General features: G+C 32.7%; 19 protein-coding genes. 12 read left to right on the forward strand and 7 right to left on the reverse strand.

Features of this window, described 5'->3' with window-relative positions; genetic code table 11:
* Positions 1–145: 145 nt before the first annotated feature.
* Complete coding sequence (locus ACFWM3_RS23485) at positions 146–1066, reverse strand: NAD(P)/FAD-dependent oxidoreductase (RefSeq protein ID WP_390313129.1); 921 nt, start codon at positions 1064–1066, stop codon at positions 146–148.
* A gap of 187 nt (positions 1067–1253) precedes the next feature.
* Between ACFWM3_RS23485 and ACFWM3_RS23490 the strand changes: the two genes are divergently transcribed.
* Together ACFWM3_RS23490 and ACFWM3_RS23495 are read left to right on the forward strand one after the other, a co-directional pair.
* Positions 1254–2177 carry a DMT family transporter gene (locus ACFWM3_RS23490; protein WP_390313130.1) on the forward strand — a complete coding sequence of 308 codons (924 nt, stop codon included), beginning with the start codon at positions 1254–1256 and terminating at the stop codon, positions 2175–2177.
* An 81-nt stretch (positions 2178–2258) separates the two neighbouring features.
* Positions 2259–3122, forward strand: coding sequence for an AraC family transcriptional regulator (locus ACFWM3_RS23495; RefSeq protein WP_056475327.1), 864 nt, complete (start codon positions 2259–2261; stop codon positions 3120–3122).
* A gap of 243 nt (positions 3123–3365) precedes the next feature.
* On the opposite strand, the gene ACFWM3_RS23500 is transcribed toward ACFWM3_RS23495, so the two are convergent.
* Entirely contained in the window at positions 3366–4307 is a 942-nt protein-coding gene (locus ACFWM3_RS23500; protein WP_390313131.1) for a Gfo/Idh/MocA family protein, read from the reverse strand.
* A 226-nt stretch (positions 4308–4533) separates the two neighbouring features.
* Between ACFWM3_RS23500 and ACFWM3_RS23505 the strand changes: the two genes are divergently transcribed.
* Positions 4534–4698: a hypothetical protein gene (locus ACFWM3_RS23505; RefSeq protein ID WP_172795443.1), complete on the forward strand. Its 165-nt coding sequence runs from the start codon at positions 4534–4536 to the stop codon at positions 4696–4698.
* 156 nt (positions 4699–4854) lie between these two features.
* Here ACFWM3_RS23505 and ACFWM3_RS23510 read toward each other — a convergent pair whose 3' ends face one another.
* The 3 genes from ACFWM3_RS23510 to ACFWM3_RS23520 all read right to left on the reverse strand — a co-directional run bounded on the left by ACFWM3_RS23510 (position 4855) and on the right by ACFWM3_RS23520 (position 7174).
* Positions 4855–5466 (reverse strand): DsbA family oxidoreductase, encoded by a 612-nt coding sequence (locus ACFWM3_RS23510; RefSeq protein WP_390313132.1) that lies wholly within the window; start codon positions 5464–5466, stop codon positions 4855–4857.
* Positions 5467–5602: 136 nt separating this feature from the next.
* On the reverse strand, positions 5603–5986 hold the full coding sequence (locus ACFWM3_RS23515) for a hypothetical protein (protein WP_390313133.1): 384 nt from the start codon (positions 5984–5986) through the stop codon (positions 5603–5605).
* Between the two features lie 72 nt (positions 5987–6058).
* Positions 6059–7174, reverse strand: a complete 1116-nt coding sequence (locus ACFWM3_RS23520; RefSeq protein ID WP_390313134.1) for a BMP family lipoprotein — start codon at positions 7172–7174, stop codon at positions 6059–6061.
* A gap of 148 nt (positions 7175–7322) precedes the next feature.
* Between ACFWM3_RS23520 and rnz the strand changes: the two genes are divergently transcribed.
* The 5 genes from rnz to cbpA all read left to right on the forward strand — a co-directional run bounded on the left by rnz (position 7323) and on the right by cbpA (position 11519).
* Positions 7323–8249: a ribonuclease Z gene (gene rnz / locus ACFWM3_RS23525; RefSeq protein WP_056475341.1), complete on the forward strand. Its 927-nt coding sequence runs from the start codon at positions 7323–7325 to the stop codon at positions 8247–8249.
* Positions 8250–8369: 120 nt separating this feature from the next.
* The gene (locus tag ACFWM3_RS23530) at positions 8370–9116 is read left to right on the forward strand and encodes a polysaccharide deacetylase family protein (RefSeq protein ID WP_286131762.1); all 747 of its coding nucleotides are present in this window, start codon (positions 8370–8372) and stop codon (positions 9114–9116) included.
* A gap of 158 nt (positions 9117–9274) precedes the next feature.
* Positions 9275–9604: a lmo0954 family membrane protein gene (locus ACFWM3_RS23535; RefSeq protein WP_335408050.1), complete on the forward strand. Its 330-nt coding sequence runs from the start codon at positions 9275–9277 to the stop codon at positions 9602–9604.
* Between the two features lie 15 nt (positions 9605–9619).
* Complete coding sequence (locus tag ACFWM3_RS23540; RefSeq protein WP_390313135.1) at positions 9620–10261, forward strand: PspA/IM30 family protein; 642 nt, start codon at positions 9620–9622, stop codon at positions 10259–10261.
* A gap of 610 nt (positions 10262–10871) precedes the next feature.
* Positions 10872–11519 carry a cyclic di-AMP binding protein CbpA gene (gene cbpA, locus ACFWM3_RS23545; protein WP_056475349.1) on the forward strand — a complete coding sequence of 216 codons (648 nt, stop codon included), beginning with the start codon at positions 10872–10874 and terminating at the stop codon, positions 11517–11519.
* A gap of 102 nt (positions 11520–11621) precedes the next feature.
* Here cbpA and ACFWM3_RS23550 read toward each other — a convergent pair whose 3' ends face one another.
* Positions 11622–11876: a hypothetical protein gene (locus tag ACFWM3_RS23550; protein WP_056475353.1), complete on the reverse strand. Its 255-nt coding sequence runs from the start codon at positions 11874–11876 to the stop codon at positions 11622–11624.
* A gap of 78 nt (positions 11877–11954) precedes the next feature.
* Positions 11955–12794 carry a pyrroline-5-carboxylate reductase gene (proC, locus tag ACFWM3_RS23555; protein WP_056475356.1) on the reverse strand — a complete coding sequence of 280 codons (840 nt, stop codon included), beginning with the start codon at positions 12792–12794 and terminating at the stop codon, positions 11955–11957.
* A 325-nt stretch (positions 12795–13119) separates the two neighbouring features.
* Between proC and ACFWM3_RS23560 the strand changes: the two genes are divergently transcribed.
* The 4 genes from ACFWM3_RS23560 to ACFWM3_RS23575 all read left to right on the forward strand — a co-directional run bounded on the left by ACFWM3_RS23560 (position 13120) and on the right by ACFWM3_RS23575 (position 16167).
* Positions 13120–14100 (forward strand): MBL fold metallo-hydrolase, encoded by a 981-nt coding sequence (locus tag ACFWM3_RS23560; protein ID WP_390313136.1) that lies wholly within the window; start codon positions 13120–13122, stop codon positions 14098–14100.
* A 15-nt stretch (positions 14101–14115) separates the two neighbouring features.
* Positions 14116–14904 carry an SDR family NAD(P)-dependent oxidoreductase gene (locus ACFWM3_RS23565; protein WP_056475363.1) on the forward strand — a complete coding sequence of 263 codons (789 nt, stop codon included), beginning with the start codon at positions 14116–14118 and terminating at the stop codon, positions 14902–14904.
* A gap of 119 nt (positions 14905–15023) precedes the next feature.
* Positions 15024–15509: an SMI1/KNR4 family protein gene (locus ACFWM3_RS23570; protein ID WP_390313137.1), complete on the forward strand. Its 486-nt coding sequence runs from the start codon at positions 15024–15026 to the stop codon at positions 15507–15509.
* Between the two features lie 208 nt (positions 15510–15717).
* Positions 15718–16167 (forward strand): oxidoreductase, encoded by a 450-nt coding sequence (locus ACFWM3_RS23575; protein ID WP_390313138.1) that lies wholly within the window; start codon positions 15718–15720, stop codon positions 16165–16167.
* Positions 16168–16435 lie beyond the last annotated feature (268 nt).

Here is a 16435-nt window from a genome sequence, read left to right on the forward strand (position 1 = left end):
TTACTTCATTAAAGATGTAATACTTTTTTAATTGAACTTGAATAGTAACTTTGTTAGAGAATGGATAGGGTGGGTAGGAAATTTTTAGCTTATGCTGTGTAAAGGCTAAAAGATGGGGATCAAATCACTTGTCTTTGAAAGTTATTTATGAATCTTTTTCATTCAATTCTAATAATCTCTTTTGAATCCAAACAGCCGCTTGGGTACCATCGCCCATTGCTATTGTGACTTGTTGGGAATGGGCTACTAAATCGCCAGCTGCCCATACATTTGGAACATTCGTTTCCTTTGTCCGCGGGTCTACAATAACATGCTTATTATTTAAAAGATTTACTCCTAGTTGAATAGCAAGGTTATTTTGTACTTCATTTCCACCAAAACCAATAAAAGCCCGGTCCCCATAAATTATTTCACCACTTTGTAAACAAATTCCTTTAAAAGTGGAATCGTCTTCTTTTAGAACTTCCTTAATTATTTCTTTTCGATAGTGAATTCCAATTTTCTGTAGTTGGTCATTTAATTTGGAATCAAGGTCATGTCCTTCGTGATTAATATAAGTTATTTGTTTTGACCAATAAGCTAATGTAATTGCAAGATTTGCACCAACATTTCCAGATCCAAGTATTAAGACACTTTTATTTAATATTTCATATCCGTCACAGTCCGGACAAACAAAAATTGTCGATCCAAGACAGTCGACTAGGTTTTTAATTTGAGGAATTCGATCGATTAGCCCAGTTGCTAATAAGACTGTTTTGGCAGAATAAGATTTTCCTGCGTTCGTCTTGATTAAGAATTGATTGTTTACGTTTTGTATACTTATTACTTTATCTTGGGTGAATGATACACCATAATCTTCAGCATGATTTCTTCCAAGTTGTCTTAGCTTTTGGCCACTTATACTATTTGGCCAACCTAAAATATTACGATATGTTTTACATAAGGTAGACCGCCCATAATTTGAGTCAATTACGAGTACCTTCCTTTTGTATCGACCAAGCTGAATTGATGCCTGTAAACCTGCGAAACCTCCCCCTACTACGATACATTCATATAACTCTTTCATAGTCTTGTCTCCTAAATCAATTAATACAAAATCATATATGTTCAATTTTTCCAATTAAACAATTTCTAAACACAATTAATCTAATTGTTGAAAATTAAAAGATTTTTGATTGATATATTCTGAATATTTAGGTACGATTTTTCTATTAACTTAATTTGATTTGTTGTTTTTAGTGGAGGGAGTAAAAATGAGTGCAGATAAGATTGCCTTATCTAATTCTAGAACGAAGGGGATTATTCTCGTATTAACTGCGGCAATATTATGGGGGATATCAGGAACTGTAGCACAGTTTGTTTTTCAAAGAAATCATTTTAGTCCAGAATGGTTAGTCGTTATTCGATTATTGTTTTCTGGTATCATCCTACTTATTTTTGCTAGTTTGAAAGAAAAGAGAAATATAACAGAAATTTGGAAGAATAAGAAAGATATTTTAAGTTTATTGTTATTTAGTATACTTGGGATGTTAGCAGTTCAATATACATACTTCGCCGCAATAAAAGCTTCCAATGCGGCTACAGCGACAATTTTACAATATTTGGCACCTGTTATCATTACATGCTTTTTTGCAATGCGTTTCAAAAAAGTACCAACAATAAGAGAGGTACTAGCTGTTATATTAGCGCTTTCAGGGACATTTTTGTTGGTAACACATGGAACTATGAAAGGATTGTCTATTACTGGATGGGCATTATTTTGGGGGCTAGCTTCAGCATTTGCTTTAGCATTTTATTCAATACAGCCTCAAAATCTTTTAAAAAAATTTGGGTCGACAATCGTAGTAGGTTGGGGAATGCTAATCGGTGGAATTTGTTTTAGCTTCATACATTCACCTTTTAATTTCCAAGGTCATTGGTCGATGAGTGCATATTTCGCAGTAATTTTTATTGTTATTTTTGGAACGCTAATTGCTTTTTATTCTTATTTAGAGAGTTTAAAGTATATTAATGCTTCTGAATCTAGTTTACTTGCATGTGTGGAACCATTATCTGCAGCTGTACTATCAGTAATTTGGTTAAGAGTAAATTTTGAAATGCTAGACTGGATTGGTAGCCTATGTATTATTAGTACAATTGTCATTTTATCATTAGCTGATCGAAAAGGGGCTAAATGATTATTATCTGTCACAAAAGAGCATAAAAAGACAGGACTGAATAATTTTAACTTGTTAGGATGTAATTAAGGGAGGAGTCATATGGCTTGGATTGAATCATTACAAAAGGCAATTGATTATATTGAGGACAATTTATTAAACGAGTTAACAATTGAAGAAATATCTAAACAAGCTAATTCATCTGTTTTTCATTTTCAGCGAACATTTTCAATTTTAACTGATATTAATATAGCTGAATATATAAGACGAAGAAGATTGACATTAGCGGCCAATGAATTAACAACGACTGATCTTAAAATAATTGACATTGCCTTGAAATATAGGTATGACTCTCCTGAGGCTTTTGCAAAAGCGTTCCGAAGACAGCATGGTGTAACCCCAAGTGAAGCAAGAAAGTTTATCGGTAATTTAAAATCATATAACCGCCTCGTTATTCAGGTGAGTTTGAAGGGAGCAGAACCAATGCAATTTAATATTGTTGAAAAAAGTGCTTTTCAAGTAGTTGGAGTGAAAAAAGAGTTTTCTTATTTAAACGATCAACAACAGCAACTGATTCCAAAAATGTGGGAAGAGGTTAATGAAAATGGTACGAGTGATCGGTTGTACGAAATTAACAATGGTGACATTAAAGGTGTTTTAGGTGTTTGTATGATGAGCGAGGAGCAAAAATCAAAAAATCTACTAGAATATTGGGTTGCAACCGAATACGAAGGAGATGCACCAGAAGCTTTTTATCATCATGAAATTCCTGCATCAAAATGGGCTGTATTTGGTGTTCACGGAGCAATGCCGCACGCAATGCAATCAGCATGGAAGAAGATTTTTTCGGAATGGTTTCCTTCAAGCGGCTATTCACATGCAGGAATCCCGGAATTTGAACTTTATCCAGAAGGAAATCCATTTAGTGAAGATTATTATACTGAAATTTGGATTCCGGTAAAATAAAAACGATCTTTTAAAGCGTTTTAAAAGGTGCTTCTCAATTAAGAGAGCACCTTTAAGTTTGTTGCCAAATCCTAAAAACTTGATGATCAGACTGATTGCAAGCGCTTGTCTTTCGAGGCGCGGAGTTACCTTAGAACGGTAATGAGCACCGCAGTCAGGCGAAGCAAGGAAGAAAGCGAGCGTTTGTCAATAGTCTGAAAGGTGCTTCTCTTAAGAGAGGCACCTTTACCTTTATGTATAAATTTATCCTCTTAATGCTTCTAAAACTACTTGTGCTTTGTAGCCTTCTGAGAAATCTATGATTGTTGCTTCTTCACCTTTTAGAGCTTTTACTAAATGATTAATTAATGAATCATCTAAAGATTGATCGGCTTCAATTTGCCTAATTGGCTCGCCGATTTTTCCTCCTTCTAAATTAGCCCAGTTCACTAAAGAAAGAGTTCCTTTCGAACCGTATGCTGTAAATTTAATCTCTTCTTCACCTGCAATTTGGCTTAATCCATCTATTAATACAGGAGTACCATCTTCTAATTCTAAAAAGGCGATAATGCCATTTTCGGATGCAAGAGGGTCAGCGGGATATTGTATATGTTTCGTATTGACTTTCATGTCACCAAAAATCTTTTGAATTTGTTGAATATAATGCACACCAACCTCTAGTACGTAACCTCCTTGTTCTTTTGTAGCAACCCATTCATTTTGTTGCCATAGTCTCGGCCAATTTGGAAAACGCATCTTTAATTCGATTCTTCTTAAGTCACCAACATATCCTGAACGAATAAGGCTAGCAAAAGACTTACTACCGACATTGTAATTTAATGGAAAGTTCATAGCATGAAAAATACCTTTTTCTTTCGCTTGAGTATAAAGTCCTAGAGCTTCCTCTGTTGAATTTGCCAAAGGCTTTTCACAAAGAACATTAATTCCTTTTGCGATTACATCAGATACTACCGAATAGTGATATTTAGGAGGTACAGTAACATAAACGAGATCAAGTTCAACATTTTCAAGCATCTCAAGATGATTTGTAAAGGTTAAAACTGATTCGAATTGGCTACTTGTTTCTTGAACTCTTTCTGCCAATGTGTCACATATTGCTACTATTTTTGTTTCTTGGTGGTTTGAAAATAAAGGAATTAATCTTTGGCCAATTGCGCCAAGGCCAATAATACCAACTTTTATCATGAGAAAAACACCTTTCAAAATAGATTTATATTGTAATTATAGTAAGAAAAATTAAATAATTAAAGAAATAGATACGATGTTCTTATTTTAAGAAGATTGAGGCACTACAAATTGCTCATTGGAAGTTAATTTTTGAGTAAAAAGTTTTGTGAATTACCAAGTTTAAAAAGGGAATTTCGACATAGAAAGAGAATATAAATTATTAATAAGTAATGGAGGTGACATTATGGAGAAGAAGCCGTTGTATTATGATGGTAGTGGGGATGGAGAAAAAGTAATTCAATCAGAAGTTGTAAAAAAGCAAATGAGTATTGTTACTGAAGTAAGAAAAAGTTTAACTGGTAATCCGTTTGTGATTGATTGGAGTCAAGTTAGTGTAGCAGGGAAATAATTAGTTTTTTATGTTTGTTTGTTCTTGATAGAGAACTGGTTATAAAAATGAATCAAAAAATTATTTTTCCCAGATGATTTTTTAAAATTAAAAAGAATGTCCCATATGTTAGTAATGAAAACAAACTTAAGGGACATCCTTTTTGATTACAGATTATTAACAGTTTCCATCAATGTCGCAGCTTAATGAAGACTGCTCAACTAGTTTTTGGTTGTTTAAAGCTTGTATAAATGCTTCTTTACTTTGAACACCTTGTAAAACTTGATCACCAATTATAAAGGTTGGTACTGCATTAATAAAATTTGGGTTTTGGATCGATGAGTCATACTTTGTATTTGAAACAGCTTCAATGAATTGAGGACGGTCTAAGCCAAGTTTTTCAGCGATATCTGCAAGTACGTTTACATCACCAATTTCTTTGCCTTCTGTCCAAAAGTCTGCTAAAACTGCTTGGGCATATTCAGCGCCTTTTCCATTTTCCTCTGCGAATAAAAAGCCTCGATGAGCTTTTTTAGTTGAAGGATGGGGATCCATAGTTGGTAAAATCATCTCAACACCAAGCTTTTGAGCAAGTGGTTGAACACCGAATTTCCATCCTTGTTGGATATAAGAACTATTTGGACTTAATGGTTCAGCTCCCTCAGGTCTTAATTGGAATGGTTTCCATTCAAGCTCTACATCGCTAACTTCCTTTAGAGCGTCCTCAAGTGGTTTTTTTCCTAAATAGCAAAACGGACATACATAGTCCGAATAAATTGTAACTTTCATTATGAAACCTCCTAAATCAATTAAAGAAAGTATATACAAAATTAGAACTAAATCTCAATTTATTAGCTTCGAAATACGAAACTTTTTTAAGGGAATAACTGTTCTACAAGTAAAAAAGAAATAGAGCACAAGAGCTCTATTTCTTAAAATCATTGTTAGAATGATCATCAGGTGGTGGATTCGTTTCGATTCTAGCAGTGTTAAGATCAATAAATGAGTTTAAAAAATATTTTCTTCTTAAAAGTAAAACGGATAATAGTAATAGGCCACAAATTGATGTGAAAATCATACCAGTAATCAATCCACCTATATACATGAATGTATCCATTTGTGATGTAAATAGTGACCAAACTAAAATTGAAAGGATTCCGTCTGCTAAAACAATGGCAAGCGATACTACTAAAAACGGTAAAAATTGTCCAGTTTCTTTTGTTTTCTTTGAAACATACCTATATCCGATTGGTACAGATAAAAAGATAATAAAACAATAGAAGAGTAATATGAAATCTCGAATTGACATAGTATCACACCTAACTTTTTTTGTTGGTACTATACTATATGCGGAATATTCATATAATTGGACAAGATTTTTTTATTTACCAATTTTTACTTTTTTCTTTTTAATTTCTGCTTTTTCAGGCTTTGTAGGAGAGAAGTTTTCAAAATCTTTTTTTGTTTCTGGTACTTCGATATGTCCTGTTCTTATGTTGGCTTTATATAAATCAACTTGTTCTTTTGTGTCTTTATTTAAATTCTTATCTGTTTTTGCAAGATCAACGCCATTTTCTTTTATGCCCCATCGCAAAATGCGTCCACCTTGAAAGTTCCCTTTTAATTTCTTTGTTATTACTTCATCTACGCCTTTATCAATTCGTTTAATCGCTGATGTTAAAGTGACATTTTCCGGTAATCCTTGTTTATATTGATCCCGGTCAACACCAATTACCCAAACCTTTTTACCATTTTTCTTTAATTTTTTAGCTTCAGTAAATACACCTAATCCTGTTTTACCTGCTACTTGGAAAATTATATCTACACCTTTATCATTGTATAAGGATTTTGCTAATTTACTTCCATCTGCAGGTTTATCAAATGAATTTGCAAATTCCGTCAATACTTTTATTTTTGGATCAACGGACATAATACCTGCTTTAAATCCGTATTCAAACCTTTTTATAAATGGATCTTTTGTACCACCGATAAATCCAATCTTATGCGTTTTAGTGTTCATCGCTGCTGCAATACCAGCGAGGAATGCTGATTGCTCTTCACGATAGGTAACACTTACGACATTTGGTTTTTCTACAATCCCGTCAATGATGACAAAATCTGATTTCTTTTCTTTACTCGCAACTTCAGAGATGGCTTTTTGAAATGAATAGCCAATTCCAAAAGTTAAATCATAATGTTTCTTTGCATACTTCATTAATTCTTTTTTTGCTGCTTTGTCTGTTGGGGCATCAGTTTTTACATAATTTTTCTTTTCCTTCCAACCATGTTTCTTTCCAGTTTCAATAATCCCATCCCAAACTGCTTGGTTAAATCCTTTATCGTGAATTTCAGTTTTACCCATAACAATTCCAATTTTAAAATCTTTTTCTTGTTCTTTCTCTGATGCACTTATATTATTATTTCGATTAGCACAGCTGGTCAAAGTAAGGCAAGCAATTAATGAGATTGTGGTGATTTGGAAAAAACGTCTTCGCATTGTTTTCCTCCATAAATTAAATTTAAAAAACTAAGCTCTATTGTGTAAATTTCCCAATCAATTCATAAATCATTCTTTAAAGTGTTGGCAATTTAATATACAAGTGGTACTGTAACAATTAGAAATGAATTAAGATGGAGGCATTAACGTGAAGCTTGTATTTTTAGGAACGGGAGCAGGAATGCCATCAAAAGGTAGGAATGTAACAAGTATTGCATTACAGCTTTTAGAGGAAAGAGGGGCGACTTGGCTTTTCGATTGTGGTGAGGCAACACAGCACCAAATATTACATACGCCAATTCGGCCACGACGAATCGAGAAAATTTTTATTACTCATTGCCATGGTGATCATATCTTTGGATTACCTGGATTATTAAGTAGTAGAACTTTTTTAGGTGGAGAAGATTTATTAACAATCTATGGACCTAAAGGAATAAAAGAATATGTAGAGACTAGCTTTAAGATTAGTGGTACTTATTTAAAATATCCGATTCATTATGTTGAAACTACTGAAGGTATTGTTTTTGAAGATGACCAATTTATTGTTCAAGCAGTTGAACTTGAACATGGAATTCAATCATTTGGTTATCAAATTATTGAAAAGGATTTACCTGGAGAATTGAACGTAGAGGAATTGAAGAAGATTGATGTAAAACCAGGGCCAGTTTATAAATTCCTTAAAGAAGGGAAAACAGTAACTTTAGAAGATGGAAGAATTTTAAATGGTAAGGATTTTATTGGGCCTTCAAAAAAAGGTCGACGCATTGCAATAGCAGGAGATACTCGCATAACTGATAAAAGTAATCTACTTGCAAGAGGTATGGATGTATTAGTGCATGAATCAACCTTTGCAGATGATGAAACAACTCATGCATATGATTATTTCCATACTACAAGTACTCAAATTGCAAATGTTGCTAAGTGTGAGGGAATTAAAACCCTCTATTTAACACATATTAGTGCAAGATATCAAGGAGAAGCTTCAAAAAAATTATTAGATGAAGCATATGAAATCTTTAATAATACATATATAGCGAATGATTTTGATGAATACGATATCACCAGAAACGATTGATAAAATACAAATGAAACAGTCAGTTAAGATGCAGTACTTTTAAAAAGTTGAGAAGTGTACATAAAAGAATAGTTTAGAGACATGATATAAGTATTCTTTCGTAAAAGGAAGGTCATGGCTTTGAAACAGTTAAAAGTTATCCTTTTATTTATTTTTAGTTTCCAATTTATTTTTAACAGTTCTATTGATGTATCAGCTGAAAGTAAAAATCGATATTACTACGAAAAACAAGGTACTGCTATTTGGGAAGTACCTGTAAAAGAGAAGGTATTAGCAATTACATTTGATGATGGGCCGAATGATGAATATACCCCAGAAGTTTTAGATTTGTTAAAGAAGTATAATGCTAAAGCAACATTTTTTTTAGTCGGTGAGAGAGTTGCGAAATTTCCTGAAGTTGCATTGAGAGAAATAAAAGAAGGTCATGAAGTTGCGAATCATACATTTACGCATGCTAGACTTCAGTATTTAACTGATGAACAAATAAGAGATCAATTACATAAAACTCATGATGCAATTATAGCGGCAACTCATGTCGAGCCAGTATTATTTAGACCTCCATTTGGTTACTATAGTGAGCGTTCGATAAATACAGTGCATGATCTTGGCTATTTAACTGTTATGTGGTCTTGGCATCAGGATACATTTGATTGGCAAAATCCTGGAGTATATAAAATCGTATCAAATGTACTAAAAGATACTAGAAATGGAGATATTGTTCTTTTTCATGATCACGGTGGGGACCGTAGTCAAACAATCGCAGCACTGAAACAAATCTTACCGGCTCTTCAAAAGCAAGGCTATCAGTTTGTAACGGTATCACAACTATTACAATTAAAAGCTGGAGTTAAACTCCCCAATTTTTAGTCAAAACCAGATCAATGGATTATCCAAATTGATCTGGTTTTTTGTTTGTCTTGCTTTTCTACTTCTTAAGTCTGATATAAAACCATTCCTCAGGCCATTATTCCAATATAAAAACTTGTATAAGATAAGAGTATAAGTTGAAAGGAGGCGACGAGGTCATGAAGAAGTTCTTAACTTTTATCCTCGTACTAATATTAATTGGAGTTGCTTTAGCGAATTTAGGTGGCTTGATTACGTTAGCACTTGGGTTAGTAATCACATATTTTGGTTTTAAAAAGTTTATGAAAACAGATTCGATTTTTATGAAAATCATCTGGACAATTATTGGATTAATCGGTTTATCGATAGCAATAAGTGGTCTTCCTTCTTTAATAGGTGTAGCAGCAGCAATATTGCTTTATTACCTATATAAAGATTATAAAAATCAAAAGAAACTTAAAGATGATGAATTTAATATTTATGATGAAAATTTCAACCCTATAAAATAAGAGGAGTGTATGACAATGAAAAACTTATTTACTCGTATTAAAAATCAAATCTCAGCGGATTTACATGGTTTATTAGATGAGAAAGAACAACAAAATCCTATCTCACAATTGAATTACTTCATTAAACAATCTGAAAGTGAATTAGGAAAAGTAAGGGGATTACTTGAAAGACATTATTCATTACGTACGAAATTCCAGGTCGAACGTGAGGCAGCACTACAAATGGTGCAAAAACGTGAAGAGCAATTAAAAGTTGCAAATGAAGCAGGTGCAGAAGATCTAATTAAACGTGCAACTGAAGATCTAGCTTTTTATAAAGAACAAGCTGAAAAGTTTGTTACGTTAATCGCTAAAACAGAAGAAGAAATTAGCTTTATGCATGAACAAGTTAATCAAATTGAAAAAAAGTTAAAAGAGCTTCATACGAAAAAATCTGACTTAATGTCTCGTCAAAACATGGCTCATGCGACAAAAAAAATAAATGAAACTCACCATTTGCTTAATAGTAAAATGCCGTCAATTGACTTCAACTACTTCGAAAAACAAATTCGTGATTTAGAACTAAGAGTACGATCAGAATTTGATCTTCAATCATTTGATTACAAAATTGACTTATTAAAAAAAGAACTGACAAATAAAGTAAAGCAAGAAGCATAATTGTTTCGAGAAGAAGAGATCACACGAATCTCTTCTTTTTTTATGTAGATAAAAAATAACAAGTAATTTCAAAATTTAGTATTGGAGAAGAAGATTAGTGAGGTAGATTTCCAATACAGGATGTTATGAGTAAGTGATTTACTAGAATTAGCTATTTCAGTGACTCATGAACCTGATTTTTAGTCTTTTTTTGATTATTTGGAATGAATTTCTCTTTTAATAATATAGATATGATGTTGACTTTAAATAGTATTGTAAAATTATTTGAAAATTTAGAATTAGTTAATGGAACAAAAAAGGTACATTTTGAGAAAGGGCGAATTTATTATGAAAGGCTTCGAGATCGTTTTAAAAGACATTGTTATTTATTAACGTAAGTTCCGTAAGATTCCCTCATAAATAAACATCAAAAGATCTACATTGATGAGCGTATAAGGAGGTTTTTAGAGTTCAATCATTTGGATGAGGGGCTTGAATCGAAGCTATTTATGTTAACAGTGCTTTTAATAAAATCATGCGACTTGATGGAGTTTTTATCTGAGTAATTGTGTTATTAAAAGAGAAAAATTAAGAATGATTAATAAAATAAATTTTGAAAGTAGGGTTATTATTGAGAATTAAGGGTAATATCGTAAAAAAACATGATGTAGTTCACTGTATGGTTTCGACTGAGGCGCAGTTTGCATGGGATCTTTTAAAGAAAACAAAATATCGATGTATTCCAGTTTTAAGTGAAAATGATAAAGAGTATGTTGGAAATCTTTATCGTGTTGATTTAGCTGAGTATTTAGTAGATAACGATTCTTTGCAAGGCAAAACAGTAAATGATTTTGTTCGCAAAGAATGTCCACCTATACAGGAGGATTCACCATTTTTCAAAGTTTTCTTTACGATTAAACGTTTTCCATATTTAGCAGTAGTAAACGATCTAAATGAATTTGTAGGAATTTTAACGCATAAAACAGTTTTTGAATTATTAGAAGAAGCATGGGGAATGAAGGACGGCGGTTATTCATTAACTGTTAGTACAATGGAACATGAAGGTGCATTAGCAAGATTAGCTAAGCTTGTAAATAAATATTCTAATTTGAAGAGCTGTCTTACCCTTGATAGTGATTCAGTTTATAGAAGAATTTTAATTACACTACCACCAACTATTAGTGAAGACGATTATATTAAGTTGAAAAAAGAAATCATTAAAAAAGAGTTTCATATTATGCATGAAGAAGTTGCAACAAATCATGCTACTCAAAAATGATTAAAAAGAAGAGCAAGGGGATCAAAATACCTTCCCTTGCTCTTTTATTTAATATGTTGTTTTTTTGATGCCAGTCAAACAGGCATGGATATAGTTAAAACCTTAATTTAGCTTTTTATGTACTTCATCATGATTTGATTGTTTATCTTTCTTTAATGAATCGAATTTTAATTGTAGGAGAGTTGATACTTTTTGAGGGTAGCTAAGTGGTTTGCCCTTTGCTTCTACCATTGAGCTACCAACAACATAACTGATTGTTAGAAAGCCAACAATTAAAACTAATGTGACGATTAAAGCAATTGTGATGAGAATACGCTTAATACTTGCTCGTAATACTCTACTGTTTGTTATTTTCATCAGAAAACTCTCCCCCTTAGGACAACACAGTTACCTGTATCATTTTATTACCTAAAGAAGAGAGTCATGACAAGCTGATTAAATTTTATTAATTTTTTCATATTCCTCTTGGATCTCACGTGATCGGACAGTTGCTTCAATAAAGCAATTTAAAAATGAATTGGCAACTTCACGGTCTTCAAGCACAGATATTCCAGCTTGAGTAGTACCATTTGGACTTGTAACCTTCTTCCTCAATGTCAATGGCGATTTATTCGTTTCTTGAAGCATTGAAATCGAACCCATTAAAGTTTGTTGAATAAATGGTTTGGCAATATCACGATGGATCCCTAGTGCCATTGCAGCTCGTTCAAATTGTTCAATGACATAATATATATAGGCTGGACCACTACCAAATAATCCAGTCATTGCATGTAATTCATCTTCTTCAACTTTAGCGACAATACCAACACGCTCAAATAATCTTTTTGCTGTTTGCACTTTTTCAAAAGGAACTTCATCTGGATAAGCAAGTGCTGTAGCAGATTTTCTGACGAGTGAAGATGTAGTTGGCATTGCACGAACAATATTTAGATTTTCATTGTCTAGTAACTGCTTAACTGTACTGATTGAAACACCTGCAACTAAGGAAATAATTAATTGTTTTTCGTTGAAAAAATGTTTAATTTGATCAAGAGCGACTGCAACATCTTTAGGCTTCATCGCTAAAAAAATTACACTTGAACCAGAGATTGCTAGCTGACGGTTAGTTGTAGCTAATACACCATATTTTGTATGTAAATTATCTAAACGTTCTAAATCCTCCCTATTAGTGATTGCAATTTGATCACTCTCAATATACCCACTATCAATTAATCCTGCAATTAATGCTTCTGCGATACTACCTGCACCAATAAACGCAACTTTTCCTAGAAACATTACATTCACCTCTCCTCTATTGTAATAGATATTTATATTAGAGAAATAAATGCTATATTCCTTGTTGACATATTGCTTTTATATATTTTATTAAAAACATTTTTAAATAATTTTTAGATGCAGGCAAAATTTTAAGAAAAAAAGAAATAATTGGGAAATTTTTTTAGTTTTGTAGCGATTAATACCTTTACGGATCCCCGTGTTATTTTGTGATTTCTAGATTCTGATTTTACGTTAATGTAAAATTCTAATACATCTTTGTTTGTATTTTTTAAAATGTATATTAGAATTAACTGTAAGAAGATTCAGATAAGGAGGAATTAACATGATCCCTGAAGATAAGATTCACCAAATTACACTACCGGTACCTTATGCTATGAATACAGTAAATGTTTTTTTAGTTGAAGGAGATTTATTGACATTAATTGATACGGGAACGAATACACCAGATACATTAGATGCACTTAAAGGTGAATTAGATAAATTAGGTTATAAACTAGAAGATATTGAACAAGTCCTTTTAACTCATCATCATCCAGACCATGCAGGATTATTGGAAGAGTTTAATGAAGATGTGAAAATTTTGGGCCATGAACGAAATATTCCATATTTAACGCAAGAACAATCATTCCTAAATTACTATAATGAGTATTTTATTGAAAATGCAATATTATACGGTGTTCCAGCGGAATATGTTCAAAGAATGCCACGTACGACTGAGAAAATGCCATATACTAGTAAGCGTTCATTAACTCATATTATTGATGAAGGCGATATAATTGATAGTATTTTTGGATTGAAAGTATTGTACACACCTGGTCATGCAACTTCTCACATTTCTTTAATTAGTGAGGATGATGGCATTGCATTCGGAGGAGATTTATTATTAGATAAGGTTTCATCTAACCCAATCATTGAGCCTCCATTAAATGGTGAAACCGAACGTGTAAGGCCATTACTACAATACAATCACTCTTTACAAAGAATAGCAGAACTGCCGATTACAAAATTATATACTGGACATGGTGAACCAGTTACTGATATTAAAGGGTTAGTAAAAAGTAGATTAGAAAAGCAAAAGGCTAGAGCTGAAAAAGTATATGAAATGATAAAACAACAACCGTTAACTGCATATGAAGTTTGCCAAATGTTATTTCCAAAGGTTTATCAAAAGCAACTTTCACTTACTTTATCCGAAACAATTGGTCAATTAGACTACCTGGAAAACTTAGGTTTTATTAGTTTAAATGAACGAAATGATGGTATACTTGAGTATAAAACGAATGAGCATTCAGTCAGTCAATAATAGAGGTGGGAATTTTTGAGGTTAAGTAACCAAACGGTAGTAATAACAGGTGCTTCGAGTGGTCTTGGGAAAGATTTAGCTTTATCGGCAGCAAAGGAAGGCGCTAATATCGTCTTAATTGCTAGAAGAGAAACAGAGCTAAAAAACTTAAAGGCAAAAATACAAGAAGATTTTCCAGTTAAATGTCATTATTTTGTTGTCGATGTGACAGATGAAAATGCAGTATACGATGCATTTCACCAAATCGAGGAGCAATTTGATGGAATTGATGTTTTAATAAATAATGCAGGGTATGGTCTATTTCAGACAGTTGAACAAATGTCACTTCAAGATATGAAGCAAATGTTTGATGTGAATGTATTTGGAGTCATGATTTGTTCAAAACTTGCCCTAACGTCTATGAAGCTAAAAGGGAAGGGACATATAATTAATATCGCTTCTTTAGCTGGTAAGATTGCAACTTCGAAGGCTGCAGCATATGCAGGCTCTAAGCATGCAGTACTAGGATTCAGTAACGCTTTGAGACAGGAAGTTGAAAAAGACGGTATCTATATTACGAATATAAACCCAGGTCCGATGGATACACCGTTTTTTGATATTGCAGATGAGTCAGGATCGTATGCTAAGTCCGTTCGTAAAATGATGCTGGACCCTGAAAAAGTTGCTTCGAAAGTTATTTCTTTAATTGGAAATAATGTACATGAAATCGATCTACCTTCATGGATGGGGTTTGGAGCTAAACTTTACTCAGTCTTCCCTAAGGTTAGTTATTATTTTATGATGAAATTCGGAAATAAAAAATAACAGAAGCTGTTCATAGAGCGAGCTTAGATGAGTATAGAAATAAGAGCTAAGAGAGGAATATTCTCGAAGCTCTTTTTATTTAGGACTGTTGTAAAACATTTATAAAGAGAGGATTTAAAATGGATATTCAAGTGTTGATTGATAAAATAAATAATTTTCCAAACTGTGTGATTCATTCTCATTCAGGCTATCCAGATGTAGAAAAAGGTCATCAACTACCAGACGATTTATATGAATTTTTTACATTATGTGGCGGAATTGATTTATTTATAGGCAGTGATTACTGTTTAACAATTGTTTCACCTGAAGAGTTTATATTGGCAAACCCCGTTATAATCGGTGAAAAAGCTGAATACGATCTATCTTCAAGTTGGTACATTATTGGACGTGATCAGAATAACGATTTTTTAACAATAGATCTAAGTAAGCCGCGTTTAGGCAGATGTTACGATAGCAATTGGGAGACTCATGGTGTAGTTGGCAGTTGTCCGATAATTGCCAATTCATTTACGGAGTTATTGGAACGTTTAGTAATAAATGAGGGAGAACATTGGTATTGGCTTCAAGATGATTTTGCATCTTTAGGAGATGCCTATGAAGATTAAATTGAAATTTGCTTGTGTTTTAAATAATGTGAGTGCAATTGGGCTCTTCCGCATTGCCATAAATAAATAGAGATTTTTTAAAACCTACTTAAATACGATAAAATTCATAGTTTCATAAATGCATAATTTGGTTGAAAATCGGAAACTTGTTGATCCCTACACAGGTAGAGAGATATTATCAAAAATAGATTAACCCGTGGGTGTAATGATGAATAAATTAAACATTTTAGAAATTAAAAATCGAAAAGAAATAATTAATGATAAAGAAGTTGAATTTAATGATCTAATTATTGATGGTATTTCTCTTTATCAAAAATTAATGAAATATAACTTCATACCAAGTTTAGGCTGGGGAGTTGTTGAATATCAAAGAGATATGATCAAGTACTTTTTACTTGAAAAACCACATGAACTTTTATGGTATCGCATTCCTATCTTAATTTGTCCAGATTGTGGGGACCTAGACTGTGGATTTATTTCAGCAAAAATAGATTTACTTGATAACAAAGTTATTTGGAAAGATTTCTATGTGGGTGATTATAATAATGATTATGAAAGAAAACTAGATTTGGGGCCATTTTACTTCGATGATCAAAGCTATAAAAAAGCGATAATTTCAGCACGAAATATTAAAAAGAATAGAATTTTATGCGACTAACGCGTGAGTTTGCAACATAAAGAAAACTGAGACCACATTTTTGTGGTCTCATGCTGTTGAAAAACAACCTTGTCAATTAAATTACCAAGTTTTCGTAAAAGGAGTAGAGTGATGTTGATTTCCACTACAGGATGCTCGCTTTCCATGGGGCGAGACCTGAGCCTCCTCGGCGAGCCGAGGCCACTGAAAAACAGTCAATTTTATTTACTGTAATCAATATGTGAAATAAAAAAGGCGATTTTCCGTTCAAATTGAACGGAAAATCGCC

Source organism: Gottfriedia sp. NPDC058432, from assembly GCF_042721555.1.
Lineage (GTDB): Bacteria > Bacillota > Bacilli > Bacillales > Bacillaceae_G > Gottfriedia.